16 protein-coding genes are annotated in these 22,732 nt (G+C 69.9%); 6 read left to right on the top strand and 10 right to left on the bottom strand.

Annotated features, from left to right (window positions below; all coding sequences use genetic code 11):
• Positions 1-25: 25 nt before the first annotated feature.
• The 5 genes from ARC20_RS13290 to cysD all read right to left on the bottom strand — a co-directional run bounded on the left by ARC20_RS13290 (position 26) and on the right by cysD (position 7,858).
• Positions 26-574, bottom strand: coding sequence for a GNAT family N-acetyltransferase (locus tag ARC20_RS13290; RefSeq protein ID WP_057647902.1), 549 nt, complete (start codon positions 572-574; stop codon positions 26-28).
• Positions 575-683: 109 nt separating this feature from the next.
• Complete coding sequence (locus tag ARC20_RS13285; RefSeq protein ID WP_057647899.1) at positions 684-3,809, bottom strand: efflux RND transporter permease subunit; 3,126 nt, start codon at positions 3,807-3,809, stop codon at positions 684-686.
• Positions 3,806-4,879, bottom strand: coding sequence for an efflux RND transporter periplasmic adaptor subunit (locus ARC20_RS13280; RefSeq protein ID WP_057647897.1), 1,074 nt, complete (start codon positions 4,877-4,879; stop codon positions 3,806-3,808). Before ARC20_RS13280 ends, ARC20_RS13285 begins: the two co-directional genes overlap by 4 nt.
• 139 nt (positions 4,880-5,018) lie before the next feature.
• Complete coding sequence (gene cysN, locus ARC20_RS13275) at positions 5,019-6,950, bottom strand: sulfate adenylyltransferase subunit CysN (protein WP_057647895.1); 1,932 nt, start codon at positions 6,948-6,950, stop codon at positions 5,019-5,021.
• Positions 6,950-7,858 (bottom strand): sulfate adenylyltransferase subunit CysD, encoded by a 909-nt coding sequence (cysD, locus tag ARC20_RS13270; RefSeq protein WP_057647893.1) that lies wholly within the window; start codon positions 7,856-7,858, stop codon positions 6,950-6,952. The genes cysN and cysD overlap by 1 nt, the downstream gene beginning before the upstream one ends.
• 179 nt (positions 7,859-8,037) lie before the next feature.
• Between cysD and ARC20_RS18355 the strand changes: the two genes are divergently transcribed.
• The 3 genes from ARC20_RS18355 to ARC20_RS13255 are packed head-to-tail and all read left to right on the top strand — an operon-like array spanning position 8,038 to position 12,359.
• A complete protein-coding gene (locus ARC20_RS18355; protein ID WP_057647891.1) occupies positions 8,038-9,885 on the top strand; it encodes an assimilatory sulfite reductase (NADPH) flavoprotein subunit in 1,848 nt (615 codons plus the stop codon).
• 51 nt (positions 9,886-9,936) lie between these two features.
• The gene (gene cysI / locus ARC20_RS18350; RefSeq protein ID WP_057647889.1) at positions 9,937-11,637 is read left to right on the top strand and encodes an assimilatory sulfite reductase (NADPH) hemoprotein subunit; all 1,701 of its coding nucleotides are present in this window, start codon (positions 9,937-9,939) and stop codon (positions 11,635-11,637) included.
• Positions 11,634-12,359: a phosphoadenylyl-sulfate reductase gene (locus tag ARC20_RS13255; protein WP_057647886.1), complete on the top strand. Its 726-nt coding sequence runs from the start codon at positions 11,634-11,636 to the stop codon at positions 12,357-12,359. The genes cysI and ARC20_RS13255 overlap by 4 nt, the downstream gene beginning before the upstream one ends.
• 359 nt (positions 12,360-12,718) lie before the next feature.
• Here ARC20_RS13255 and ARC20_RS13250 read toward each other — a convergent pair whose 3' ends face one another.
• From ARC20_RS13250 to ARC20_RS13240, 3 genes are all read right to left on the bottom strand, one after another.
• A complete protein-coding gene (locus ARC20_RS13250; RefSeq protein ID WP_057647884.1) occupies positions 12,719-14,785 on the bottom strand; it encodes a TonB-dependent copper receptor in 2,067 nt (688 codons plus the stop codon).
• A 70-nt stretch (positions 14,786-14,855) separates the two neighbouring features.
• Complete coding sequence (locus ARC20_RS13245) at positions 14,856-15,266, bottom strand: DUF2946 family protein (RefSeq protein WP_237642590.1); 411 nt, start codon at positions 15,264-15,266, stop codon at positions 14,856-14,858.
• A gap of 132 nt (positions 15,267-15,398) precedes the next feature.
• Entirely contained in the window at positions 15,399-16,382 is a 984-nt protein-coding gene (locus ARC20_RS13240) for a LysR family transcriptional regulator (RefSeq protein WP_057647880.1), read from the bottom strand.
• 162 nt (positions 16,383-16,544) lie between these two features.
• Here ARC20_RS13240 and cysG point away from each other — a divergent pair, with 162 nt between their 5' ends.
• The 3 genes from cysG to ARC20_RS13225 all read left to right on the top strand — a co-directional run bounded on the left by cysG (position 16,545) and on the right by ARC20_RS13225 (position 19,796).
• A complete protein-coding gene (cysG, locus tag ARC20_RS13235) occupies positions 16,545-17,999 on the top strand; it encodes a siroheme synthase CysG (RefSeq protein ID WP_057647879.1) in 1,455 nt (484 codons plus the stop codon).
• 23 nt (positions 18,000-18,022) lie between these two features.
• Positions 18,023-18,982, top strand: coding sequence for a cysteine synthase A (gene cysK / locus ARC20_RS13230; RefSeq protein ID WP_057647877.1), 960 nt, complete (start codon positions 18,023-18,025; stop codon positions 18,980-18,982).
• Positions 18,983-19,256: 274 nt separating this feature from the next.
• Positions 19,257-19,796: an O-acetyl-ADP-ribose deacetylase gene (locus ARC20_RS13225; RefSeq protein WP_057647874.1), complete on the top strand. Its 540-nt coding sequence runs from the start codon at positions 19,257-19,259 to the stop codon at positions 19,794-19,796.
• A 75-nt stretch (positions 19,797-19,871) separates the two neighbouring features.
• On the opposite strand, the gene ARC20_RS13220 is transcribed toward ARC20_RS13225, so the two are convergent.
• Both ARC20_RS13220 and pyk read right to left on the bottom strand, forming a co-directional pair.
• A complete protein-coding gene (locus tag ARC20_RS13220) occupies positions 19,872-20,876 on the bottom strand; it encodes a class I fructose-bisphosphate aldolase (RefSeq protein WP_057647873.1) in 1,005 nt (334 codons plus the stop codon).
• 171 nt (positions 20,877-21,047) lie between these two features.
• Positions 21,048-22,514 carry a pyruvate kinase gene (pyk, locus tag ARC20_RS13215; RefSeq protein ID WP_057647870.1) on the bottom strand — a complete coding sequence of 489 codons (1,467 nt, stop codon included), beginning with the start codon at positions 22,512-22,514 and terminating at the stop codon, positions 21,048-21,050.
• Positions 22,515-22,732 lie beyond the last annotated feature (218 nt).

Genomic DNA, 22,732 nt, shown 5'->3' with positions numbered 1-22,732 from the left:
CGCGGTGTAGTCCCCTTGAGTTGGTTCAGTCCATCAACGTATCGCGGATGCGCGCAAAAAGCCGCAGGTCCTGCGGCCGGCCATCCTTGACCACGGCATGGCGCATGCGCCCTTCCTCGGCAAACCCGTTGCGCAGCAGCACCGTGGCCGAGCCGAGATTCTCCGGCATCACATGCGCGGCGAGGCGGTGCAGCCCGTGCACCTGCATCACCCAGGGCGCGAATGCGGCGACCACGCGGGTCATCACCCCGCGGCCCCAGTGCGCCGGCGCCAGCCAATACCCCAGCAGCGCGCTGTGCGCCGCTTCCGCGCGGCCGGCCTGCTCGGCATGCACGCCGATGCCGCCGGCGATGGCGCCGTCGAGGACGATGGCGAAGACCGGGTCGGAGAGGTCCACCACCTGTCCGGCGAGAAAGCGCTCGGCATCAGCCAGGCCATAGGGATGCGGGAAGCGCCCGCTCAACCAGCGCGCGATGCCGGGGTGGTTGGCCGCGGTGGCGAGGGCCGGCGCATCGTCGGCGTGCCAACGGCGCAACACGAAACCTTCGCCGCGCAGGGTGGGCGCGGTGTCCATGGCGAAATCCGAAGGGGACGACCCCATGCTCGCCGAGTGGCGGCGCGAGGGCAAGCGGCCGACCGCCAGGAAGGCGCCGCGGCCAGGCAACGCCCGGCCGCGGCAGGCCTCACGCGTGCCCGCCCACCGAAGGCGTCTCGCGCTCCAGCACTTCCAGCTCGCGCGCCAGCGCTTCCGGCGAACGGGTGAACGGCGCGATCAGCGAATAGAACGCCGGCACCACGTACAGCGACAGCAGCGTGGACAGCGACACACCGAAGATCACCACCACGCCGATCGTCGCGCGGCTGGCCGAACCGGGGCCACCGGCCAGCACCAGCGGGATGGCGCCCACCACCGTGGCGATGGAGGTCATCAGGATCGGCCGCAGGCGCACCGAGGCCGATTCGACGATCGCCTCGTGCACGCTGCGCCCTTCATCGCGCAGCTGGTTGGCGAACTCCACGATCAGGATGCCGTTCTTCGCCGCCAAACCCACCAGCATCACGATGCCGATCTGGCTGAACAGGTTGAGCGTGCCGTTCGTCGCCCACAGGCCGACCAGCGCGCCGAGCACCGCCAGCGGCACGGTGAGCATGATCACCAGCGGGTGGGCGAAGCTCTCGAACTGCGCGGCCAGCACCAGGTACACCACCAGCAGCGCCATCGCGAAGGTCAGCAGCACGGCGCTGCCGGACTTCTGGTATTCGCGCGATTCGCCCTTCCAGTCGACCTGCGCGTACTCGGGCAGTTCTTCCTGCGCCACGTTCTCGGTCCAGGCGATGGCATCGCCCAGGCTGTAGCCCGGCGCCAGGCTCGCGCTCAACGTCACCGAGCGCAGGCGGTTGAAGCGATTCAGCGTACCGGCCTCGGCCACTTCGCTCAGGCTCACCAGGTTGGAGAGCGGGATGAGTTCGCCGGTGGTCGAACGCACGCGGATCGCCGCCAGGTCTTCCGGCGACATGCGGCCCTCGCGGCCGGACTGCAGCATCACGTCGTACTCCTCGCCGTTGTCGACGAAGGTGGTGACGCGGCGCGAGCCCATCAGCGTTTCCAGCGCGCCGCCGATCTCGGTGACCGACACGCCCAGGTCGGCCGCGCGCAGGCGGTCGATGTTCACCCGCATCTGCGGCCGGGTTTCCTTGTAGTCCGAGTCCACGCCGACCAGGCCGGGGTTCTCTTCCATGCGCTGCATCATGCGGTCGCGCCACTGCGCCAGCTCGGCGTAGTCCGGGCCGCCGAGCACCATCTGGAACGGCTGGCCGCGGCTGCGCACCAGGCCACCACTGACCTGCGTGCGCGCCCGCACGCCGGTCAGCACGGAGAGCTTCTTCTGGATTTCGTCAGCCAGCGCCACGGTGGGCTGCTCGCGCTTGTGCCAGTCCTGCAGGAACACGCTGACGCGGCCGGTATGCATTTCCTCGCTGCTGCCGAAGCCGCCGGGCACGCGCGGGTTGGCGCGCACGATCGGCTTGTCCGGCCCCACGTACGGCCCCAGGATCGCCTCGACCTGGTGCATCTGCTCCACGGTGTAATCAAAGCCGGCGCCTTCCGGCCCGTCGATCAGCACCTGGAAATTGCCACGGTCTTCGGCCGGCGCCAGTTCGGAAGGAATGCGCGTGGCCAGCCAGCCACTGAACAGGAACGCGGCCAGCATCACCGCGCCGAACAGCCAGCTGCGGTCCACGCTGCGCTCCAGCGAGCGCTTGTAGCTCTGGCTCAACCGCTCCATGCGGGTGTTGAACCAGTGGTGGAAGCGGTTGGGCTTTTCCTTGTCGTGCGGCTTGAGCAGCTTGGAGGACATCATCGGCGTCAGCGTCAGCGCGACGAAGGCCGAGATCGCCACCGCCGCGGCGAGCGCCACCGCCAGCTCGCGGAACAACCGCCCGGTATTGCCTTCCAGAAAGCCCACCGGCAGGAACACCGCCACCAGCACCGCCGTGGTCGCGATCACCGCGAACGCCACCTGCGCGGTACCGCGCCGCGCGGCGACCATCGGCGGCTCGCCGAGGTCGATGCGGCGCTGGATGTTCTCCACCACCACGATGGCGTCGTCCACCACCAAGCCGATACACAGCACCAGCGCCAGCAGCGTGAGCAGGTTGATCGAGAAATCGAATGCGTACAGCGCGATGAACGCGGCAATCAAGCACACCGGCACCGTCACTGCCGGGATCAGCGCCGCGCGGGCGCTGCCCAGGAACAGCCAGATCACCACCAGCACCAGCACCACCGCCTCGACCAGCGTGTGGTACACGCGCTCGACCGACGCATCGATGAAAGTGGTGGTATCGAAGGCGACGAAGATGTTGGTGCCCGCCGGCAGCGATTTCTGGATGCGCTCGGCTTCCGCGCGTGCCTCGCGCGCCACGTCCAGCGCGTTGGCGGTGGAGTTGCGCACGATGCCCAGGCCGACGTTGGGCACGCCGTTGCTCTGGAAATAGGCGCGGCGCTCGGCCGACGTCAGCTCGACCTTGCCCACGTCGCCCAGCCGCACCACGTAGCCGTCGGCGCCCTTGCCCAGCGGCAGGCGGGCGAAATCCTCGGGCTTGAGGTAGCTGCGCTCCACGCGCAGGGTGAAGTCGCGCTGCGCCGATTCGATGCTGCCCGCCGGCAGCTCGACGTTCTCCTTCTCCAGCGCCGCTTCCACGTCGCTCACCGTCATGCCGCGCGCGGCGAGCTGGTCGCGGTCCAGCCACACGCGCATTGCATAGCGCTGGCGGCCGCCGATGCGCACCTGCGCCACGCCGTCCAGGCTGGAGAAGCGGTCGACGATGTAGCGCTCGGCGTAGTCGGACAGCTGCAGCGTGTCCATCGCGCTGGAGCTCATGTTGAGCCACAGGATCGGGTCGGCGTCGGCCTCGACCTTGGAAATCTCCGGCGGCCGCGCCTGGTCGGGCATGCGGTCGGTGACGCGGCTGACCGCGTCGCGCACGTCGTTGGCCGCCGCTTCCACGTCGCGCGTGGGCACGAACTCGATGCTGATGTCCGAGCTGCCGTTGCGGCTGCGCGCCTCGATGGTCTCGATGCCCTCGATGCCGGCCAGCGCATCCTCCAGCACCTGGGTGATGCGGCTTTCCACCACCGCCGCCGAGGCGCCGGTGTACTCCACGTCCACCGAGACGATGGGCGGGTCGATGGCCGGCAGCTCGCGCAGGGTCAGGCGGGTGAAGGACATCACGCCCAGCACGACGAGCAGCAGGCTCATCACCACCGCCAGCACCGGGCGGGTGATGGAGATATCGGAGAGTTTCATTGCGCGGCCCGCGGGCGCGGCGCCGGGGCAGCGCCGCCGTCGGCTTCACCGCGCACCTTCAGGCCCGGGCGCAGCTTGCCGGTGCCGTCCACCACGATGCGCTCGCCGGCCTTTATGCCGTCGAGGATCTCGACCTTGCCATCGCGGCGCTCGCCGGTGCGCACGTCCACGCGCTCGACGCTGTCGTCGGCCTTCACCCGGTACACGAACGATTCGCGGCCGACCTGCACCACGGCGATCTCCGGGATCACCAGGGCCTGGCGTTCGGGCTGGTACAGGCGCACGTCCAGCAGCATGCCCGGGCGCAGGCGACGCGCGGGGTTGGCGAAGTCGGCGCGCACGGTCACCGCGCGGGTGTTCTCGTCCACGCGCGAATCGATCGCCGAGACTTCGCCGCGGAAGCGCTCGCCCGGGAAGGCGGCGGCCACGCCGCTGACCTCGTTGCCCAGCTTCACCAGGCCCAGCTGGGCCTCGGGCACCTGGAAATCGACGTGCATGCGTTCGATGTCGTCCAGCGTGGCGATCACCGTGCTGGCGGTCACCAGCGAGCCGGGGCTGATCTGGCGGATGCCGAGCACGCCGGCGAACGGCGCGCGCACTTCGCGGTCGCCGATGTCCGAGCGCATCTGCGCCACGCGCGCCATCGCCGCATCGCGCAGCGCGCGCTGGGTATCGACGGTGGACTTGGCCACCAGCTGCTGGCCGATCAGCTCCTGCTGGCGGCGGTACAGCTGGTCGGCTTCCTCGTAGGTGGCCTGCGCGGCGTTGAGCGCGGCCTGCTGCGAGTTGCCGCGCAGCGTCACCAGCAACTGGCCGGCCTTCACGTCGTCGCCGCTTTCGAAGTAGACCTTGTCCACGACATCGCTCACCGCGGCGGTGAGCGCCACCGACTCGCGCGCACGCACCGTGGCGATGGACTGCACGGTGGTGTTCCAGGATTGCGTGGCCACCGTCTGCACGGTCACCGGGATCGGGGCGGCGTTGGCGGCCGGGTGGGCGGCGCGATCACAGCCGGCCAGGGCGATGGCCAGGCCAGCGGCGGCCACGCCCGCGCGGTATCGGGAAAGCATCAATCGGGGGTCCTGCCTAGGGATGTCCCGAGTTTAACGACAGCCGATGACACCCGTTGACATGAGGGCCCGATCGGCCCCATGACCAAAGACCCTTGCCGGTCCGGAAATCATGCCCCGGCATGCCGCCGGGGCGGGTTCAGCGCTCCACGCCCAGGTGCGCCAGCACCTGCCGGGCCAGCGCCTGCGCGTTGTCGCCATCGGCCTGCAGGTGCAGTTCGGGCGATTCGGGGGCCTCGTAGGGCGAGTCGATGCCGGTGAAGTTCGGGATCTGCCCGGCGCGCGCCTTGGCATATAAACCCTTCACGTCGCGTGCCTCGGCCACCGCCAGCGGCACGTCGACGAACACCTCGACGAACTCGCCCTCGGCGAAGCGCTCGCGCGCCATCCGGCGTTCGGCGCGGAACGGGGAGATGAAGCTGACCAGCACGATCAGCCCGGCGTCGGCCATCAGGCGCGCCACCTCGGCCACGCGGCGGATGTTCTCCACGCGGTCCTCGTCGGTGAAGCCGAGGTCGCGGTTGAGGCCATGGCGCACGTTGTCGCCGTCCAGGATGAAGGTGTGGTAGCCCAACGCATGCAGGCGCCGGTCGACCAGGTTGGCCACCGTGGACTTGCCGGCGCCGGACAGGCCGGTGAACCACAGCACCTTCGGCGCCTGGCCCTTGATGCGGGCGCGCGCGGCGTTGTCCACGTCCAGGTGCTGCCAGTGCACGTTGCCGGCGCGGCGCAGCGCGAAATCCAGCGTGCCGGCGCCGACGGTGGCGTTGGTCTGGCGGTCGATCAGGATGAACGCGCCCAGCGCCGGCTCGCGCGTGTACGGCGCGAAGGCGATCGGCTCGTCGAGCGCGAGGTTGCAGTAGCCGACCTCGTTGAGCGCCAGCCGCTTGGCGGCCAGGTGCTCCTGGGTGTTCACGTCGATGCGGTGCTTGATCTCGCTGACGCTGGCGGCCACGGTGCGCGCGCCGATCTTCAGCCAGTACGGGCGGCCGGGCAGCAGCGCGGCATCGTCCAGCCACAACAGGTGCGCGGCGAACTGGTCGGCCACTTCGGGCGGGTCGCCGGCGGCGGCGATGACATCGCCGCGGCTCACGTCGATTTCGTCTTCCAGCGTCAGCGTCACCGCCTGGCCGGCGCGCGCGTGCTGCACGTCGCCGTCGGGGCCGATCACCCGCGCGATGCGCGAGCGCCGCCCGGACGGCAGCACCACCACCGCATCGCCCGGGCGCGCATGGCCGGCGCTGAGCGTGCCGGCGAAACCGCGGAAGCCCTGGTGCGGGCGGTTGACCCACTGCACCGGCAGGCGCAGGCCGATGGCGTCATCGCCCTCGGGCAGGCGCACGGTTTCCAGGTGTTCGAGCAGGCTCGGGCCGGCATACCAGGGCATGCGCGCCGAATGCGTGGAGAGGTTGTCGCCTTCCAGCGCCGACATCGGGATCGCCTGCACCGAGGCCAGCCCCAGCTGCGCGGCCAGCGCGCGGTAGTCGGCCTGGATGGCGTCGAACACGGCCTGGTCGTAATCGACCAGGTCCATCTTGTTCACCGCCAGCACGATGCGGCCGATACCCAGCAGCGAAGCGATGAAGCTGTGGCGGCGCGTCTGCGGCAGCAGCCCCTTGCGTGCGTCCACCAGCACGACCGCCAGGTCGGCGGTGGACGCGCCGGTGGCCATGTTGCGGGTGTACTGCTCGTGGCCGGGGCAATCGGCGACGATGAACTTGCGCTTGTCGGTATCGAAGTAGCGGTAGGCCACGTCGATGGTGATGCCCTGCTCGCGCTCGGCGGCCAGGCCGTCGAGCAGCAGCGCGTAGTCGATGTGCGCGCCCTGCGTGCCGTGGCGGCGGCTGTCGCGCTCCAGCGCGGCGAGCTGGTCGTCGAACAGGCGCTTGCTGTCGTACAGCAGGCGGCCGATCAGCGTGCTCTTGCCGTCGTCCACGCTGCCGCAGGTGATGAAGCGCAGCAGCGGCTTGGTTTCGTGGCGCTGCAGGTAGGCGGCGATCTGTTCGCCGGCCGGCAGCGCGTCGGCCTGCGCGGCGGGAGTGGCTTCGGCGGTGGCCGGGTCGCGTGCCATCAGAAGTACCCCTCCAGCTTCTTCTTTTCCATCGACTCGCTCGGGTCCTGGTCGATCACCCGGCCCTGGCGTTCGGAACTGGTGGCCACCAGCATCTCGGCGATGATCGCCTCCAGGCTGTCGGCGGTGGAGTCGATCGCGCCGGTGAGCGGGTAGCAGCCCAGCGTGCGGAAACGCACCGAGCGCTGCTGCGGCACTTCGCCTTCGCGCAGGGGCAGGCGCTCGTCGTCGACCAGGATCAGCGCGCCGTCGCGTTCGACCACCGGCCGCGGCGCGGCGAAATACAGCGGCACCACCGGGATCGCCTCGCGGTAGATGTAGAGCCAGATGTCCAGCTCGGTCCAGTTCGAGAGCGGGAACACGCGCACGCTTTCACCGGCATGCACGCGGGTGTTGTAGAGATTCCAGAGCTCCGGGCGCTGGTTCTTCGGATCCCAGCGATGGCGCTCGTTGCGGAAGGAGAACACGCGCTCCTTGGCGCGCGACTTCTCCTCGTCGCGGCGCGCTCCGCCGATGGCGGCGTCGAACTTCCACTTCTCCAGCGCCTGCTTCAAGCCCTGGGTCTTCATGATGTCGGTATGCACGGCGGCGCCGTGGCTGAACGGGCCCACGTCCTGGGCGATGCCGTCCGGGTTGATGTGCACGCGCAGCTCCACGCCGGTCTCGGCGGCGCGGCGGTCGCGGAAGGCGATCATCTCGCGGAACTTCCAGCGCGTATCCACGTGCAGCAGCGGGATCGGCGGCGGCGCCGGGGCGAAGGCCTTGAGCAGCAGGTGCAGCAGCACCGAGCTGTCCTTGCCCACCGAGTACAGCAGCACCGGGTTGGCGAAGCCGGCCGCGACCTCGCGCAGGATGTGGATGCTTTCGGCCTCGAGCCGGTCGAGGTGGGACAGGGGTGGAAGACTCATTGCCGCCAGGTATCGGAGTGGCCGGTCAAGCCTAGCACCGACCGGGAAGGCCGCAGTCTGGCCCGGCGCGGCGGGCCCGCAGAAATAAGCGGCGGGCATAAGGCGATAACCGCTGCTCCTTTCTGTCGCTGCAAGCCCTTGCCTAGCATCGGATTCCCACCCTAGCCGCCGGACCGGGAATGACCGCCGCCAGCCCCGCCTTGCCCCCCAGCCCCTTGCCGGAAGATCGCAGGGCGCTGCTGTCGCGGCTGGTCGAAGGGCTGGATGCGCCCTCGCTGTGGTGGCTGTCGGGCTATACCGCCGGCCTGGCCCACGGCCATGCCGCGCCGCCTTCGCTGGCGCTGGTGCCGGGTGGCGCGGCCCCCGAGCGCGGCGAGGAACGCCGCCTCACCGTGCTGTACGGCAGCCAGACCGGCAACGCGCGCCGCGCCGCCGAGCGCGTGGCCGCCGATGCGGAAGCGGCCGGCCTGCGCGTGCGCCTGCAGCGCGCCGACACCTACCCCACCCGCGAACTGGCCAGCGAGCGCCTGCTCTACGTGGTCATCAGCACCCAGGGCGAAGGCGACCCGCCGGACGACGCCATCGGCCTGGTCGAATTCATCCAGGGCCGCCGCGCGCCGAAGCTGCCGGAGCTGAAGTACGCCGTGCTCGGCCTGGGCGATTCGAGCTACGCCGATTTCTGCGGCATCGCCCGCCGCCTCGACGCCCGCCTGGCCGAGCTGGGCGCGCAGCGCGTGCGCCCGCTGGCCGAAGCCGACCTCGATATCGACACCATCGCCGAGCCGTGGCGCGAAGAGGTGCTGCGCGAGGCGCGCGAGCTGCTGGCCAGCGTGCCGGCGGCCGGCGCGAAGATCACCCCGCTGCGCGGCCCCGCGGCGAACCTCGCCGACCACGCGCATCCGTTCGCGGCCGAAGTGCTGGCCAACCAGGTCATCAGCGGCCGCGAGTTCAAGGGCCCGGCCTATCGCCAGTACGGCGGCGCGTCCAAGCGCGTGCGCCACCTGGAGCTCTCGCTGGCCGGCAGCGGCCTGCACTACGAACCCGGCGATGCGCTGGGCTTCCGCCATCGCAATGCGCAGGCGCTGGTCGCCCCGGTGCTCGACGTGCTGCAACTGGATGGTCATGCCGACGTCACCGTGGCCGACCAGACTCTGCCGCTGTCGGAGTGGCTCACTGCCCACCGCGAACTGACCAAGCTGTCGCGGCCGTTCCTGGCCGCGCACGCCGAACGGTCCGGCGCGGTGGAATTGCAGGAACTGCTCGCCCCTACCCAGACTGCCGGCCTGGCGACGCTACTCGCCGATCACCAGGTGATCGACGTGTTGCGTCGCTGGCCGGCGGATTGGGACCAGCAGGGCCTGCTCGCCGCGCTGCGTCCGCTGGCGCCGCGCTTGTATTCCATTGCGTCCAGCCGCCGCCGCGTCGGCGACGAGGTCCATCTGACGGTGGACGAGCTGGAATACCAGGCGCACGGCCATGCCCATGTCGGCTCGGCGAGTGCGTTCCTCGCCGCGCTGGCCGAAGGCGATACCGCGCAGGTGTACGTCGAGGCCAACGAGCGCTTCCGCGTCCCGGCGGACGATGCGCGCGACATCCTGATGATCGGCCCCGGCACCGGCGTGGCGCCGTTCCGCGGCTTCGTGCAGGAACGCGCCGAGCGCGGCGCGCGCGGCCGCAACTGGCTGTTCTTCGGCGCGCGCCATTTCAACCGCGATTTCCTCTACCAGGCCGAGTGGCAGCAGGCACTCGCGCGCGGCGAGCTGCATGAGCTGGACCTGGCGTTCTCGCGCGACCAGGCAGAGAAGATCTACGTGCAGCACCGGCTGCGCCAGCGTGGCCGCGAGGTGTATGCGTGGCTGCGCGAAGGCGCGCACGTATACGTGTGCGGCGCGATCTCGATGGGCAAGGACGTGCACGCCGCGCTGGTGGACATCGTCGCCGAGCATGGCGGGCTGGATGCCGAGGCGGCCGCCGAATTCGTCACCTCGTTGCAGAAGGAGGGGCGCTACAGCCGGGACGTGTACTGACGGCCGAAAGCCGTTCGTCGCCTGCCTCCTTCCGCTGCCAGCCAGATCGCCATGAGCACGCATTCCGTCGAAGACATCAAATCCGCCAGCCGCCGCCTGCGCGGCTCGCTGCTGGAAAGCCTGGCCGACCCGGTCACCGGCGCCCTGCGCGAGGACGACCAGACCCTCATCAAATACCACGGCAGCTACCAGCAGGACGACCGCGACCTGCGCGACGAGCGCCGCCGGCAGAAGCTGGAGCCGGCCTACCAGTTCATGATCCGCACGCGCACGCCCGGCGGCGTGGTCACCCCGCAGCAGTGGCTGCAGCTGGATACCATCGCCACGCGCTACGGCAACCATTCGCTGCGCGTCACCACGCGGCAGGCGTTCCAGTTCCATGGCGTGATCAAGCGCGAACTGAAGGCGACGATGCAGGCGATCAACGCCGCGCTCATCGACACGCTGGCCGCCTGCGGCGACGTCAACCGCAACGTGCTGGTGGCGGCCAACCCGCTGCTGTCGCCGGTGCACGCGCAGCTGTATGCCGATGCGGCGCGCACCTCCGAGCACCTGCTGCCCAACACCCGCGCCTATTACGAGATCTGGCTGGACGAGGAGCGCGTGTCCGGCAGCGGCGAGGAAGACGAGCCGATCTACGGCGACCGCTACCTGCCGCGCAAGTTCAAGATCGGCTTCGCGCTGCCGCCGATCAACGACGTGGACGTGTTCGCCAACGACCTGGGCTTCGTCGGCACGGTCGCCGAAGGCGTGCTGACCGGCTACCACCTGGTCATCGGCGGCGGCATGGGCGCCACACATGGCGATGCGGAGACCTGGCCGCGCGTGGGCAACGTGGTCGGCTGGTTCCCGCGCGAGCGGCTGCTGGAGGTGGCCACCGCGGTGGTGACCACGCAGCGCGATTTCGGCAACCGCGAGGTGCGCAAGCGCGCGCGCTTCAAGTACACCATCGACGACAAGGGGCTGGATTTCATCCTCGGGGAGATCCAGCGCCGTGCCGGGCTGGTGCTCGAACCGGCGCGCGGTTTCTCGTTCGACCACAACGGCGACCGCTACGGTTGGGTCGAGGGCGAGGATGGCCGCTGGCACCTGACGCTCTCGCTGCCGGCCGGGCGCATCGCCGATGGCGATGGCCGCACCGCGTTGAGCGGCCTGCGCGAGATCGCGCGCTTCCACGAGGGCGAGTTCCGGCTGACGCCGAACCAGAACCTGGTCATCGCCGGCGTGCCGGCGGCGCAGCGCGCGCGCATCGACGCGCTGGTCGCCACGCATGGGCTGGACGCGGGCAACCTGTTGCCGAGCGCGCTGGCGCGTGGCGCGATGGCCTGCGTGGCGTTGCCGACCTGCGGGCTGGCGATGGCCGAGGCCGAGCGTTACCTGCCGGATTTCAACGCGAAGCTGCAGCCGCTGCTGGAAGCCCATGGGCTGGTCGATACGCCGATCGTGTTGCGTCTGTCCGGCTGCCCGAACGGCTGCTCGCGGCCGTACCTGGCCGAGATCGCGCTCGTGGGCAAGGCGCCCGGGCGCTACAACCTGATGCTCGGCGGCGACCACCGCGGGCAGCGGTTGAACACGCTGTACCGCGAAAACATCACCGAGCCGGAGATCCTGGCCGCGCTCGATCCGCTGTTCGCCCGCTACGCCGCCGAGCGTGGCGACGATGAGGGCTTCGGCGATTTCCTGCATCGCGCGGGCGTCGTCGCACTGCCGCCGTACCCCACCCACCGCCAAGTCCAACTGGAACTCGTATGACCGCCCTGCCCGTCTCTTCGGCCAAGCCCGACGCGCTGCACGACCTCGACGCCCTCAATGCGCGTCTGGAGCGATGCAGCGCGGAAGAGCGCGTCGCCTGGGCGCTGGCGAACGGACCGGCGGAAGCGGCGTTGTCGTCGAGTTTCGGGGCACAGTCGGCGGTGGCGTTGCACATGCTGAGCCGGCAGAGGCCGGACATCCCGGTGATCCTGGTGGATACGGGGTATCTGTTCCCCGAGACGTATCGCTTCGCCGATGAGTTGACCGAACGCTTGCAGCTGAACTTGAAGGTGTTCCGGCCGCTGGTGAGCCGGGCCTGGATGGAGGCGCGCCACGGGCGGTTGTGGGAACAGGGCGTGGTCGGCATCGAGCAGTACAACAGCCTGCGCAAGGTGGAGCCGATGCGGCGGGCGCTGGACGAGCTGCATGTCGGGACGTGGTTCACCGGGCTGCGCCGGCAGCAATCAGCCAGCCGCGCGCAGACGCCGATCGTGCAGCGGCGCGGTGAGCGGTTCAAGGTGAGCCCGATCGCGGACTGGAGCGATCGCGATGTGTGGCGCTATCTGAAGGCTCATGACTTGCCGTATCACCCGCTGTGGGAGCAGGGCTATGTGTCCATCGGCGATTTCCATACGACGCGGCGATGGGAGCCTGGGATGCGCGAGGAAGATACGCGGTTCTTTGGGCTGAAGCGGGAGTGTGGGATTCACGAGGATATTTGAGGGGGCTGTTCTATCCCCGCGCCTGTCGGCGCGCCCCCTTGCGGCACAAGGGGGCTGTTCCTCCAGCCCGGTCTATCGGCGCTGCTTTCCTTGTCGGCTCGCATTGATTCATGCACGGCGCGCGGGGGCTTGGCCCTTTCGGGACACGCCGTGAATCCATCCATGGAGGCTCGTCGGCGCCATCCATGGCGCCAACGGTCCCGAAAGGGCCAAGCCCCCACGCACCCCACGGATCCCCTCGACCGGCAACGAAAGCTTTCGCTTCACTGATCGAAGTGGGGAAAGGATGCGCCTTGCCCCGTCCCCGCCGGGGTCGGGGCCCGCGCCGCGAGTCGCGCATCCATCCGCATTGCAAACCGTCAGTAGTGGAAGTTGAGCTTCACCCACACACTGCGCCCCGGCTCATTGATCCGCACCGGATCCGCCGGATAGCCGAAGTCCGCGCTGCCCGCCAGGTTGAGATGCTCGGCATAAGCGCGATCAAAGAGGTTGTCCACGCCCGCAGTCAGCGCCAACGCATCGCTGAAGCGATACCCGCCGTTGAGCGAGAACACCGCAAAGCCCGCGCTTTCGCCCAGGTCGCGACCCACCACATTGCCTTCGTCCACCGCCACGCGGCCCTGCCTCGCGACCGCGCGCAGCAGCGCCCCAGCCGACCACCGCGCACCTTCGTAACCCGCGCTCAGGCGCGCTTCCAGCGGCGGCATCTGCGGCAATGCGCCACCGTCACTGCGGTTCTCGCCCCATGCATAGGCCAGCGTGCCGCCGAGCTTGAAGCCGTCGTGCAGATGCCATTCCACGCCGGCTTCGCCGCCGGCAATGCGCGCATCCACGTTCCTGGCGACCGTGGTGCTGCCCATCATGCCGCCATCGCGGTACTCGAACAGGATGTAATCGTCGATCTTGCCCGCGTAAGCCGAGACCCACGCCTGCAGGTGCTCGCCGCGGAACTGCAGGCCGACATCCAGCTGCGTCGTGCGCTCCGGCGCAATGGCACTGAAGGCATTCACCGTACCCGCCGCGCCCGCGTCGGCAGAGAACAGCTCCCAGTAGTCCGGCATGCGCGCGACATGGCCCACGCCGGCATACCAGGTCGTGTTCGCCGTGAGGTCCTGCTCGCGACGCAGGAAGCCGCTGCCCAGCCACTCGCGGCGCTCCTGCCCTGCGGTGGGATTGGGCATGGCCATCATGCCGGTGGTGGCGCGCTCGTCGGTGGCTTGCGCGCGGTCCATGCGCAGGCCGCCCACCCAGCGCTTCGGCTGGCCCGCGCCAACGGTGATCTCCGAGAACACGCCGAGGTTGGAGAAGCGCGCGTCCACGTTCCAGGGCAACGTCGCATACACGCCGCGACCGCTGGCGCTGCGGTCGCGGTGGCGGCTGTCCTGCGCGTCGACGCCCGCGGCCAGCGCGATGTCGTCCCAGCGCCAGTCCACCGCCAGGCGGCCGCCGGTGGTGCGGCGATCCACGTTCGACGCCATCGGCATCGGCATCGACGACATCGGGTTCGGCGTGCGCAGGCTGTAGTTGTCCATCACGTGGTCGGCGTCGTTGTAGTAGACGTTCGCTTCCACTCGGTCCCAGGCGCCGGGCAGGTTTTCATGCACGTAACGCGCCGCATAACTGTGGCGGCGGAACGCGGCGCCATCCATGCCGCGGCCGGCGTAGCGCGCGAGCGCATCGCCGGTGCCGGCGGAAACTTCCAGCACGCTGTCGGCATCCGGCGTCCAGCCGATCGCCGCGTCCGTGTTCCACTTGCGCCAGCGCGAAGGCACGACGTCGCCGTTGCCGTCTTCGTAGTCGTCCGATTCGGAGCGGTTGCCGTTGACGCGCACGTAGCCCAGCGCGTTGCCGGCGGTAGCGTCGAGTACCTGGTCGTTGCGGTCGAACGAGCCGCCCAGGGCGCTGGCGTCCACGCGCACGCCCGGCGCGTCGAAGTGCGGGGTGTCACGCTCGAAGCGCACGGTGCCGGCCGAGGCGCCGGGGCCCCAGCGCACGGTCTGCGGGCCCTTGATGAGCACGAGGCGGTCGTAGGTTTCCGGGGCGATGTAGGACAGCGGGTTGTCCATGCGCGCCGGGCAGGCGCCGATCAGGCTGCCGTCATTGCTGAGCACGTTGAGGCGCGAGCCGAACATGCCGCGCAGCACCGGGTCGCCATTGGTGCCGCCGTTGCGGATGGCGGCAAAGCCGGGAACGGTCTTCAGGTAATCGGCGCCATCGCTGGCCGGCACCGGCTGGCGCGGCAGGCGCGGGTCGGTGACCCAGGTGAGCGGGCTGTCGGGCGCGGCGGCGGTGACGACGATGGCGTCGAGGGTGCGGGCATCGCCCGCGTCGGTGTCGGCGGCATGCGCGAGGACGGGCGCAAGCACGGCGGCGAGCGCGCACGCCAGGCGCGCCGGCATGGCCGGCGATTCGGAACGGAAGGACATGGTGACTCCGGGAACACGGCGGGCACGCGCTGTCGAACAGCGCGCGCGGGTCGGATGGATGGCGGGCGGGTCAGGCCGCCAGCGGAGGTCCCCGGGCCGGATGGGCCGGCCATGCAGCCAGCGCGCGCGGCCAGGCCATGGCCAGCGCGCGGGGGCCGGCGGTGCGCGGCAGGCGCAGCCAGCAGAACAGGATCGCCAGCACCGGCAGCAGCCGGATCGCCAGCAGGCAGTAGTCGCAGGCGGCTTCGCCGCCATGCATCGCGTGCGGGTCACCGCCGCCTTGCGAGGCGGCGTGGCCGGCGTGCGATGCGCCGTGATCCATCGCCGTAGGCATCGCCATCGGCGCATCCAGCGCGACCTGCTTCAGCCCCTGCGCGGTGCACAGCTCGGCGAAGCGCGTGCCCATCGGCGACTGCAGCGCGCGGCTGAGCAACGGCGCGCACAGCATCAGCACGACCGCCAGGCAGGCGAGTCGGGCCATCATGGTGTGCAGGGGCCGGGCGCGGATCACGGCCGGCATTCTAGCGGCCGGCTGCGTGCCGGCGGGGCGTGAAGATCCAGCGCGCGACGCATTGTCGCAGTGCGCGCCGGGCAGCGCGCCCAGTTGGAGCGCTCAGCTCGTGATCGTCTGCGTCAGCGATTCCCACGTCGGCGGCTCGGGCCAGTTCGGCGCCTGGTTGCCGTCGAGGACGCGGCGCAGGTCGCGCTTGTCGATCTGCGGGGCGAGGACGTTGACCAGTTCCAGCGCGTAGTCGCGCAGCACGCGGTCGCGCGGCAGCACCGCCCAGGCGATGCATTCGGCGATCGGCGCCGGGGCGGCCCAGGCGCGCAGGTCGGTGTCATCGCCGCCGATGGCCATCTCGGCCACCAGGCCCACGCCCAGCCCGGTGCGCACGTAGGTCTTGATGAGGTCGGCATCCAGCGCGGTCAGCGCGATGCGTGGCTCCAGGCCGACTTCGGCGAAGGCACGCTGCAGGGAGGAGCCGGTGCGGGTGGAGGATTCGTAGCTGATCAGCGGCTGGGCGGCCAGCGCCTGCATGTCCGGCGCGCGGCCGCCGCGGTCCAGCTCGTGGCCGCGCGGCACGATCACCAGCCGGCGCCAGCGGTACAGCGGCACGGCGATGCCCGCATTCGGCTCGCTGCCAGCGGTGCTGACCACGGCGATGTCGGCATCGCCCTGGCTGAGCAGGTCCAGCGCGGCGCTTTCGGCGGCCTGCTGCAGGTGCACGCTCACCTGCGGGTAGGCGTGCTTGATCTGCGCCACCGCCGGCGGCAGCACGAAGCGCGCCTGGGTGTGCGTGGTGGTCAAGGTGAGCTGGCCCTGCGCCTCGCGCCGCTGGTTGGCGGCGTAGGTGCGGATGTTGTTGGCTTCGGCCAGCACGGCGCGGGCGCGATGGATCACCTCGGTGCCGGCCGGGGTCACCGATTCCAGGCTGCGCCCCTTGCGCACGAACAACAGGAAGCCGAGCTCGTCCTCCAGCTGCTTGAGCTGCTTGGACAGCCCCGGCTGGGTGGCATGCACGCGCGCCGCCGCCAGGGTGATGTTGAGCTCGGCATCGGCAATGGCGACCAGGTAGCGGAGTTGCGTCAGCGTCATCGGGAGATCGCGGCGGGCGTGGGAGGCGGCTGAACGAATGTACGGGAATCCGTCGGCCGAGCTTATAACCGAAGGCTATTTGAAGGATGCATGAAGTCATTTCCGACGGCTATAAGCGGGGTTTACGGTCAGCCCTCCCTCCCCGCCTGCCCGCATCCGCCCGTGAGCCCTGCCCTGTTTCCCCTGTTCGCCGACCTGCGTGGCCGACCGGTGCTGGTGGTCGGCGGTGGCGCGGTGGCCGAGCGCAAGGTGCAGGCGCTGCGCCATGCCGGCGCCAGGGTGCGGGTCGGGGCACCCGAGCTGACCCCTGCCCTGCGCCAGGCGGCGGAAGACGGCGCCATCGAATGGTGGGCCGGCGAATTCGAGCCGGGCTGGCTGCAACCGCGCACCTGGCTGGTGATCGCCGCCACCGACGACCTCGCGGTCAACCAGGCGGTGGCGGCCAGCGCCGAGGCCCAGGGCATCTTCGCCAACGTGGTGGACGATGCCGCGCTCTCCAGCTTCCAGGTGCCGGCGGTGGTGGAACGCGGCGCGCTGCAGGTCGCCATCTCCAGTGGCGGCGGTGCGCCGATGGTGGCCCGCCACCTGCGCCGCTGGCTGGAAAGCCTGCTCGACGACAGCTGGGGCGGCCTGGTGGAGCTGTTCACCCGCCAGCGCGCGCGCATCCGCACCCGCTTCCCCGACACCGGCGCGCGCCGCCGCTTCTTCGAAGCGCAGCTGGCCGGCCCGCTGCCGCGCCTGCTGCGCCAGCGCCGCGACGACGACGCGGCCCGCTATCTCGATACCCAACTCGCGCAGGCCACGCCGCCGGCGCGCGGCGCGGTGGTGCTGGTCGGCGCCGGCGCCGGCGACCCCGGCCTGCTCACGCTCGCCGCGCTGCGCGCGCTCAACGAAGCCGACGTGATCCTCTACGACCGCCTGGTCAGCGGCCCGGTGCTGGCACTGGCGCGGCGCGATGCCGAACGCATCGAAGTGGGCAAGTCCGCGCGCGGCCAGAGCACTTCGCAGGACCACATCCATGCGCTGATGCTGGAACACGCGCGTGCCGGCCGCCGCGTGGTGCGGCTCAAGGGCGGCGATTCGTTCGTGTTCGGCCGCGGCGGCGAAGAGCTGCAGTTCCTGCGCGCGCACGACGTTCCCTTCGAAGTGGTGCCGGGCATCACCGCCGCGCTGGCCTGCGCCGCCTATGCCGGCGTGCCGCTCACCCATCGCGACCATGCGCAGTCGGTGCGCTTCGTCACCGCGCACTGCCGCGATTCGCTCGACACGCTGGACTGGGACGCGCTGGCGCGCGAACGCCAGACGCTGGCCTTCTACATGGGCGTGGCCGGGCTGGAGACGATCCAGGCGCGCCTGCTCGCCGGTGGCCGCGACGGCGCCACGCCGTTCGCGCTGGTCGAGAACGGCTCGCGCCCCGAACAGCGCGTGGTCACTGGCCGGCTCGACGCGCTCGCCGCGTTGGCCCGTCAGCATGCGGTGGGTTCGCCCGCGCTGCTGATCCTCGGCGAGGTGGCCGCGCTGGCGCACGAACTGCACTGGTTCGGCCAGGCGCCGCTTGGCCCGCCGCCCTCACTTTCCGCAAAGCCCGACGGCGCCACACTGGCGCACGCCGCCTGACCGCCTCCACGGAGATTCCCCGCATGGCCCTGTACGACAGCATCCTCGACACCGTCGGCCGCACGCCGATCGTCAAGCTCCACCGGATCGCGCCCGAGCACGTCACCGTCTACGCGAAGGTCGAATCCTTCAACCCGGGCGGTTCGGTGAAGGATCGCCTCGCCCTGGCCATCATCCTGGACGCCGAGCAGCGCGGCCTGCTCAAGCCCGGCGACACCATCGTGGAAGCCACCTCCGGCAACACCGGCGTGGCGCTGGCGATGGTCGCCGCCGCGCGCGGCTACAAGTTCGTCGCCACGATGGTGGAGACGTTCTCCATCGAGCGCCGCAAGCTGATGCGCGCCTATGGCGCCAAGGTCATCCTCACCCCGGCCGCCGAGCGCGGCAGCGGCATGGTGCGCAAGGCGAAGGAACTGGCCGAGCAGCACGGCTGGTTCCTGGCGAGCCAGTTCGCGAACCCGGCCAACCCGGCGTACCACCGCAACACCACGGCCGCCGAGATCCTGCGCGACTTCGCCGGCCAGCGCCTGGACTACTTCGTCAGCGGCTGGGGCACCGGCGGCACGCTCACCGGCGTGGGCGAGGTGCTGAAGGTCGCGCGCCCGGAGACGAAGATCATCGCCACCGAGCCGGCCGGCGCGGCGCTGCTCAAGGGCGACGAGTGGAAGCCGCACAAGATCCAGGGCTGGACGCCGGACTTCGTGCCCGAAGTGCTCAACCGCGAGGTGTACGACGAGCTGTATTCGATCGGCGATGACCGCGCGATCGAAGTCGCGCGGCGCCTGGCCGCGGAGGAAGGCATCTTCGTCGGCATCTCTTCCGGCGCCACCGTGGCCACCGCGCTCGACGTGGCCGCCAAGGCCGAACCGGGCTCGGTGGTGCTGGCGGTGCTGCCGGACACCGGCGAGCGCTACTTCAGCACGCCGCTGTTCGCCGACATCAACGAAGGCTCCGACGACGACTGGCTGGCCGGGCTGCCGTAAGCCGGGCCGATGTTTGCGCTGACAAAGGGCCGCATTCGCGGCCCTTTTGCTTTTTCCGCGGACACTTTTTCATCGCGATCACGACCACGTCGCCGTGTGCCGCGACGGCCACGCAATGCCTTGCCAATCACCCGCTTGGACGCACAACTGACAGCGCTTGCGCAGGTGCCGCGTCGCAGGATCGGAGACGCCCGTCGCCTATCGTCGCCGTCCACCCGGCGACACGCACGCCGCCCTCACATCGCCCTCATCGGGGCCACCTGAAGATCGCCGCATGAGCATTGAAGTCTGGCAAGGGGACATCACCACACTCGACGTCGACGCCATCGTCAACGCCGCCAACGAGACGTTGCTCGGCGGCGGCGGGGTGGACGGCGCGATTCATCGCGCAGCCGGCCCGCGCCTGCTCGACGCATGCATGCAGGTGCCGGAAGTGCGCGCGGGCGTGCGCTGCCCCACCGGCGAAGTGCGCGCCACGCCCGGCTTCGACCTGCCCGCGCGCCACGTCATCCACACGGTGGGCCCGGTGTGGCGCGACGGCGCGCACCACGAGCCGGAACTGCTGGCGAACTGCTACTGGCAGTCGCTGCGCCTGGCCGAACAGATGGACCTGCATTCGATCGCCTTCCCGGCGATCAGCTGCGGCGTCTATGGCTACCCGCTGCAGCTGGCCGCGCGCGTGGCGGTGAGCGAGACGCTGGCGTGGGAGAAGTCGCACAAGGTGCCGCGGCGCATCGTGCTGGTCGCCTACAACGACGCCACGTTCAAGGCCTACCAGCAGTTGCTGGCGCAGGCGCTGCCGCAAGTCGCCTGACGCCCGCTGCCAGGGCGGAAAGAAAAACGCCGGCTTGCGCCGGCGTTTTTCGTATGGCGGAGTGCGTGGCGGCGATCAGCCCTTCCACTGCCCCAGCGCGGCCAGGCCGTTCTCGCGGGCGCGCTCGTAGACCACCTGCTGGGCCTTGGCGAAGTTGCCCTTCATGTCCTTGGACCACAGCTTCAGCGCGGCCTGCTGCATGGCGCGGCCGTAGGAGAAGCTCAGCGGCCACGGCAGGTTGCCGAGCTTGTTCATCGCGTTGAGGTGCGCGGTGGACTGCTCGTCGGTCTGGCCGCCGGACAGGAACACGATGCCCGGCAGGATCGCCGGCACGGTGCTCTTCAGGCACATCACGGTGGACTCGGCCACTTCGTCGATGCCGGCCTGCTCTTCGCTGCCCTTGCCGGCGATGACCATCGAGGCCTTCAGGATGGTGCCTTCCAGCACGACGTTCTGCTCGTACAGGGCGCCGAACAGCGAACGCAGGGTCGCCTCGGTCACTTCGTAGCAGGTCTCGATGTCGTGGTCGCCGTCCATGATCACTTCCGGCTCGACCATCGGCACCAGGCCCTGCTCCTGGCACAGCGCCGCATAACGCGCCAGCGCATGCGCGTTGGCCTCGATGCAGGTGCCCGACGGGATGTCCTCGCCGATGTTGATGACCGCGCGCCACTTGGCGAAGCGGGCGCCGAGCTTGTAGTACTCCTCCAGGCGCGCGCGCAGGCCGTCCAGGCCTTCGGTGACCAGCTCGCCCGGCATGCCGGCCAGCGGCTGGGCGCCCTTGTCCACCTTGATGCCCGGGATGATGCCGTGCTCGCTCATGTACTTGGCGAACGGCACGCCGTCCTTGGTGGACTGGCGGATCGTTTCGTCGAACAGGATGGCGCCGGAGATGTAGTCGCCCAGCTTCGGCGTGGTGAGCAGCAGCTCGCGGTACGCGCGACGGTTCTCTTCGGTGTTCTCGATCCCCACGCCGGCGAATCGCTTGGCGATCGTGCTGGTGGACTCGTCGATGGCGATGATGCCCTTGCCCGGGGCGACCATGGCCTGGGCGATTTCGGCAAGCTGTTCGATGCTCATGTGTTTCCTGTGGCAGCAGCGGGGGAGAACCGAATTATACCCATGAACGCGTACAGCCATTCCTTCACGGAATGGCTGCAAACGTTTACAGATTTATCGGCTATGGCTGTCGATGGCTGTCGATGACCGTCCCGTCGTCGCGACGGGACAGTCATCGGCCAACGCGCGAACTTACAGTTCGCCCAGGCCCGAGGCGCGGCCGTCCGGGCCCACTTCCAGCAGGCGCAGCGTGTTGGTCGCGCCGTGGGTTTCCATGTGCTCGCCGCTGGTGAACACCACGCGGTCGCCGCCGGTGAGCAGGTTCGCCTCGACCAGCACGCGGATGCTGCCGCGCGCGGCTTCGCGCGGGGTCAGGCCACGGCTGTCGAAGTTGATCGGGAAGACGTCGCGCATCATCGCCATCTGGCGGCGGGCGCCGTCGTGGCGGGTCACCGCGTAGATCGGGGCCTTGGCGCGGAAGCGCGAGAGGTAGCGCGCGGTGCCGCCGGATTCGGTCATCGCGACGATGGCGCGCACGCCGACATGCTCGGACAGGAACATGGTGGCCATGGCGATGGCCTGGTCGGCGCGCTCGAGGTTGCGGGCGGCCTTGCTGAAGTCGGCATCGGTCTCGAACTGGCGTTCGGCGCCGAGGCAGATGCGCGCCATCGCTTCGACCGCCCGCACCGGGTAGGCGCCGGCGGCGGTTTCGGCCGAGAGCATCACCGCGTCGGTGCCGTCGATGACGGCGTTGGCGACGTCCAGCACTTCGGCGCGGGTCGGGATCGGGCTTTCGACCATCGACTGCAGCATCTGGGTGGCGGTGATGACGACTTTGTTCTGCGCCAGCGACTCGCGGATGATCTTCTTCTGCAGGCCCGGCAGTTCGGCGTCGCCGATTTCCACGCCGAGGTCGCCGCGGGCGACCATGACGACGTCGGAAGCTTCGACGATCTCGGTGAGGTTCTCGATGGCTTCGGTACGCTCGACCTTGGAGACGAGGGCGGCATCGCAGCCATGCGACTGGGCGATGCGACGCGCTTCGTTCATGTCCTCGGCGTTGCGGCAGAACGAGACGGCGATGAAGTCCACGCCGATCTTGGCGACGATGCCGATCAGTTCCTTGTCACGCTCGGTGAGGGCGCCCAGCGAGAGGCCGCCGCCCTGCTTGTTCAGGCCCTTGCGGTCGGACAGGACGCCATCATTGAGCACGGTGCACACGATGCGCGGGCCCTGCACTTCGACCACGCTCAGCTGCATGAGGCCGTCGTCGAGCAGCAGGACGTCACCCGGGCCGACGTCCTGCGGCAGGCCCAGGTAGCTGACGCCGACCTGGTTCTGGTCGCCCATCGGGGCGTTCGGGTCGGCGACGAGGTCGAAGCGCTCGCCGGTCTTCAGCGTGATCTTGCCGGTGGTAAAGCGCTCGATGCGGATCTTGGGGCCCGGCAGGTCGGCCAGGATGCCGACTTCGGCGCCCACGCGGGCCGCGGCGGCACGCACGTCGGCGGCGCGCTTGGCCTGGCCGGAGGGGTCGCCATGGCTGAAGTTCAGGCGCACGACGTTGACGCCTGCGCGGAACAGATCCTCGAGCACGCCCGGCGGATCGGTGGCCGGTCCGAGGGTGGCGAGAATCTTCGTGCGGCGCTGGCGTTCGGTCATGACGTTGGGCTCCCCCGGAAAAGTCCGGGAAATTAGCACATGCAGGCGGGGGGCTGGATGGCTTTGCGATATAGCGTGGCCGTAATTGTGGAATGGGTGCTGCAACATGCGGATGCGCATGGAGCGAACCATTGTTCATTGCTTGGCGTTTGCGCGGTGTCGGCTTGCGTTGTTCGGCGCGCGGCCGGCGGGGCCATGCCCTTTCCGGGACACGCCGT

Source organism: Stenotrophomonas panacihumi (assembly GCF_001431645.1).
GTDB classification, from domain to species: domain Bacteria; phylum Pseudomonadota; class Gammaproteobacteria; order Xanthomonadales; family Xanthomonadaceae; genus Stenotrophomonas_A; species Stenotrophomonas_A panacihumi.
This window is presented reverse-complemented; position numbering and strand designations above follow the sequence as displayed.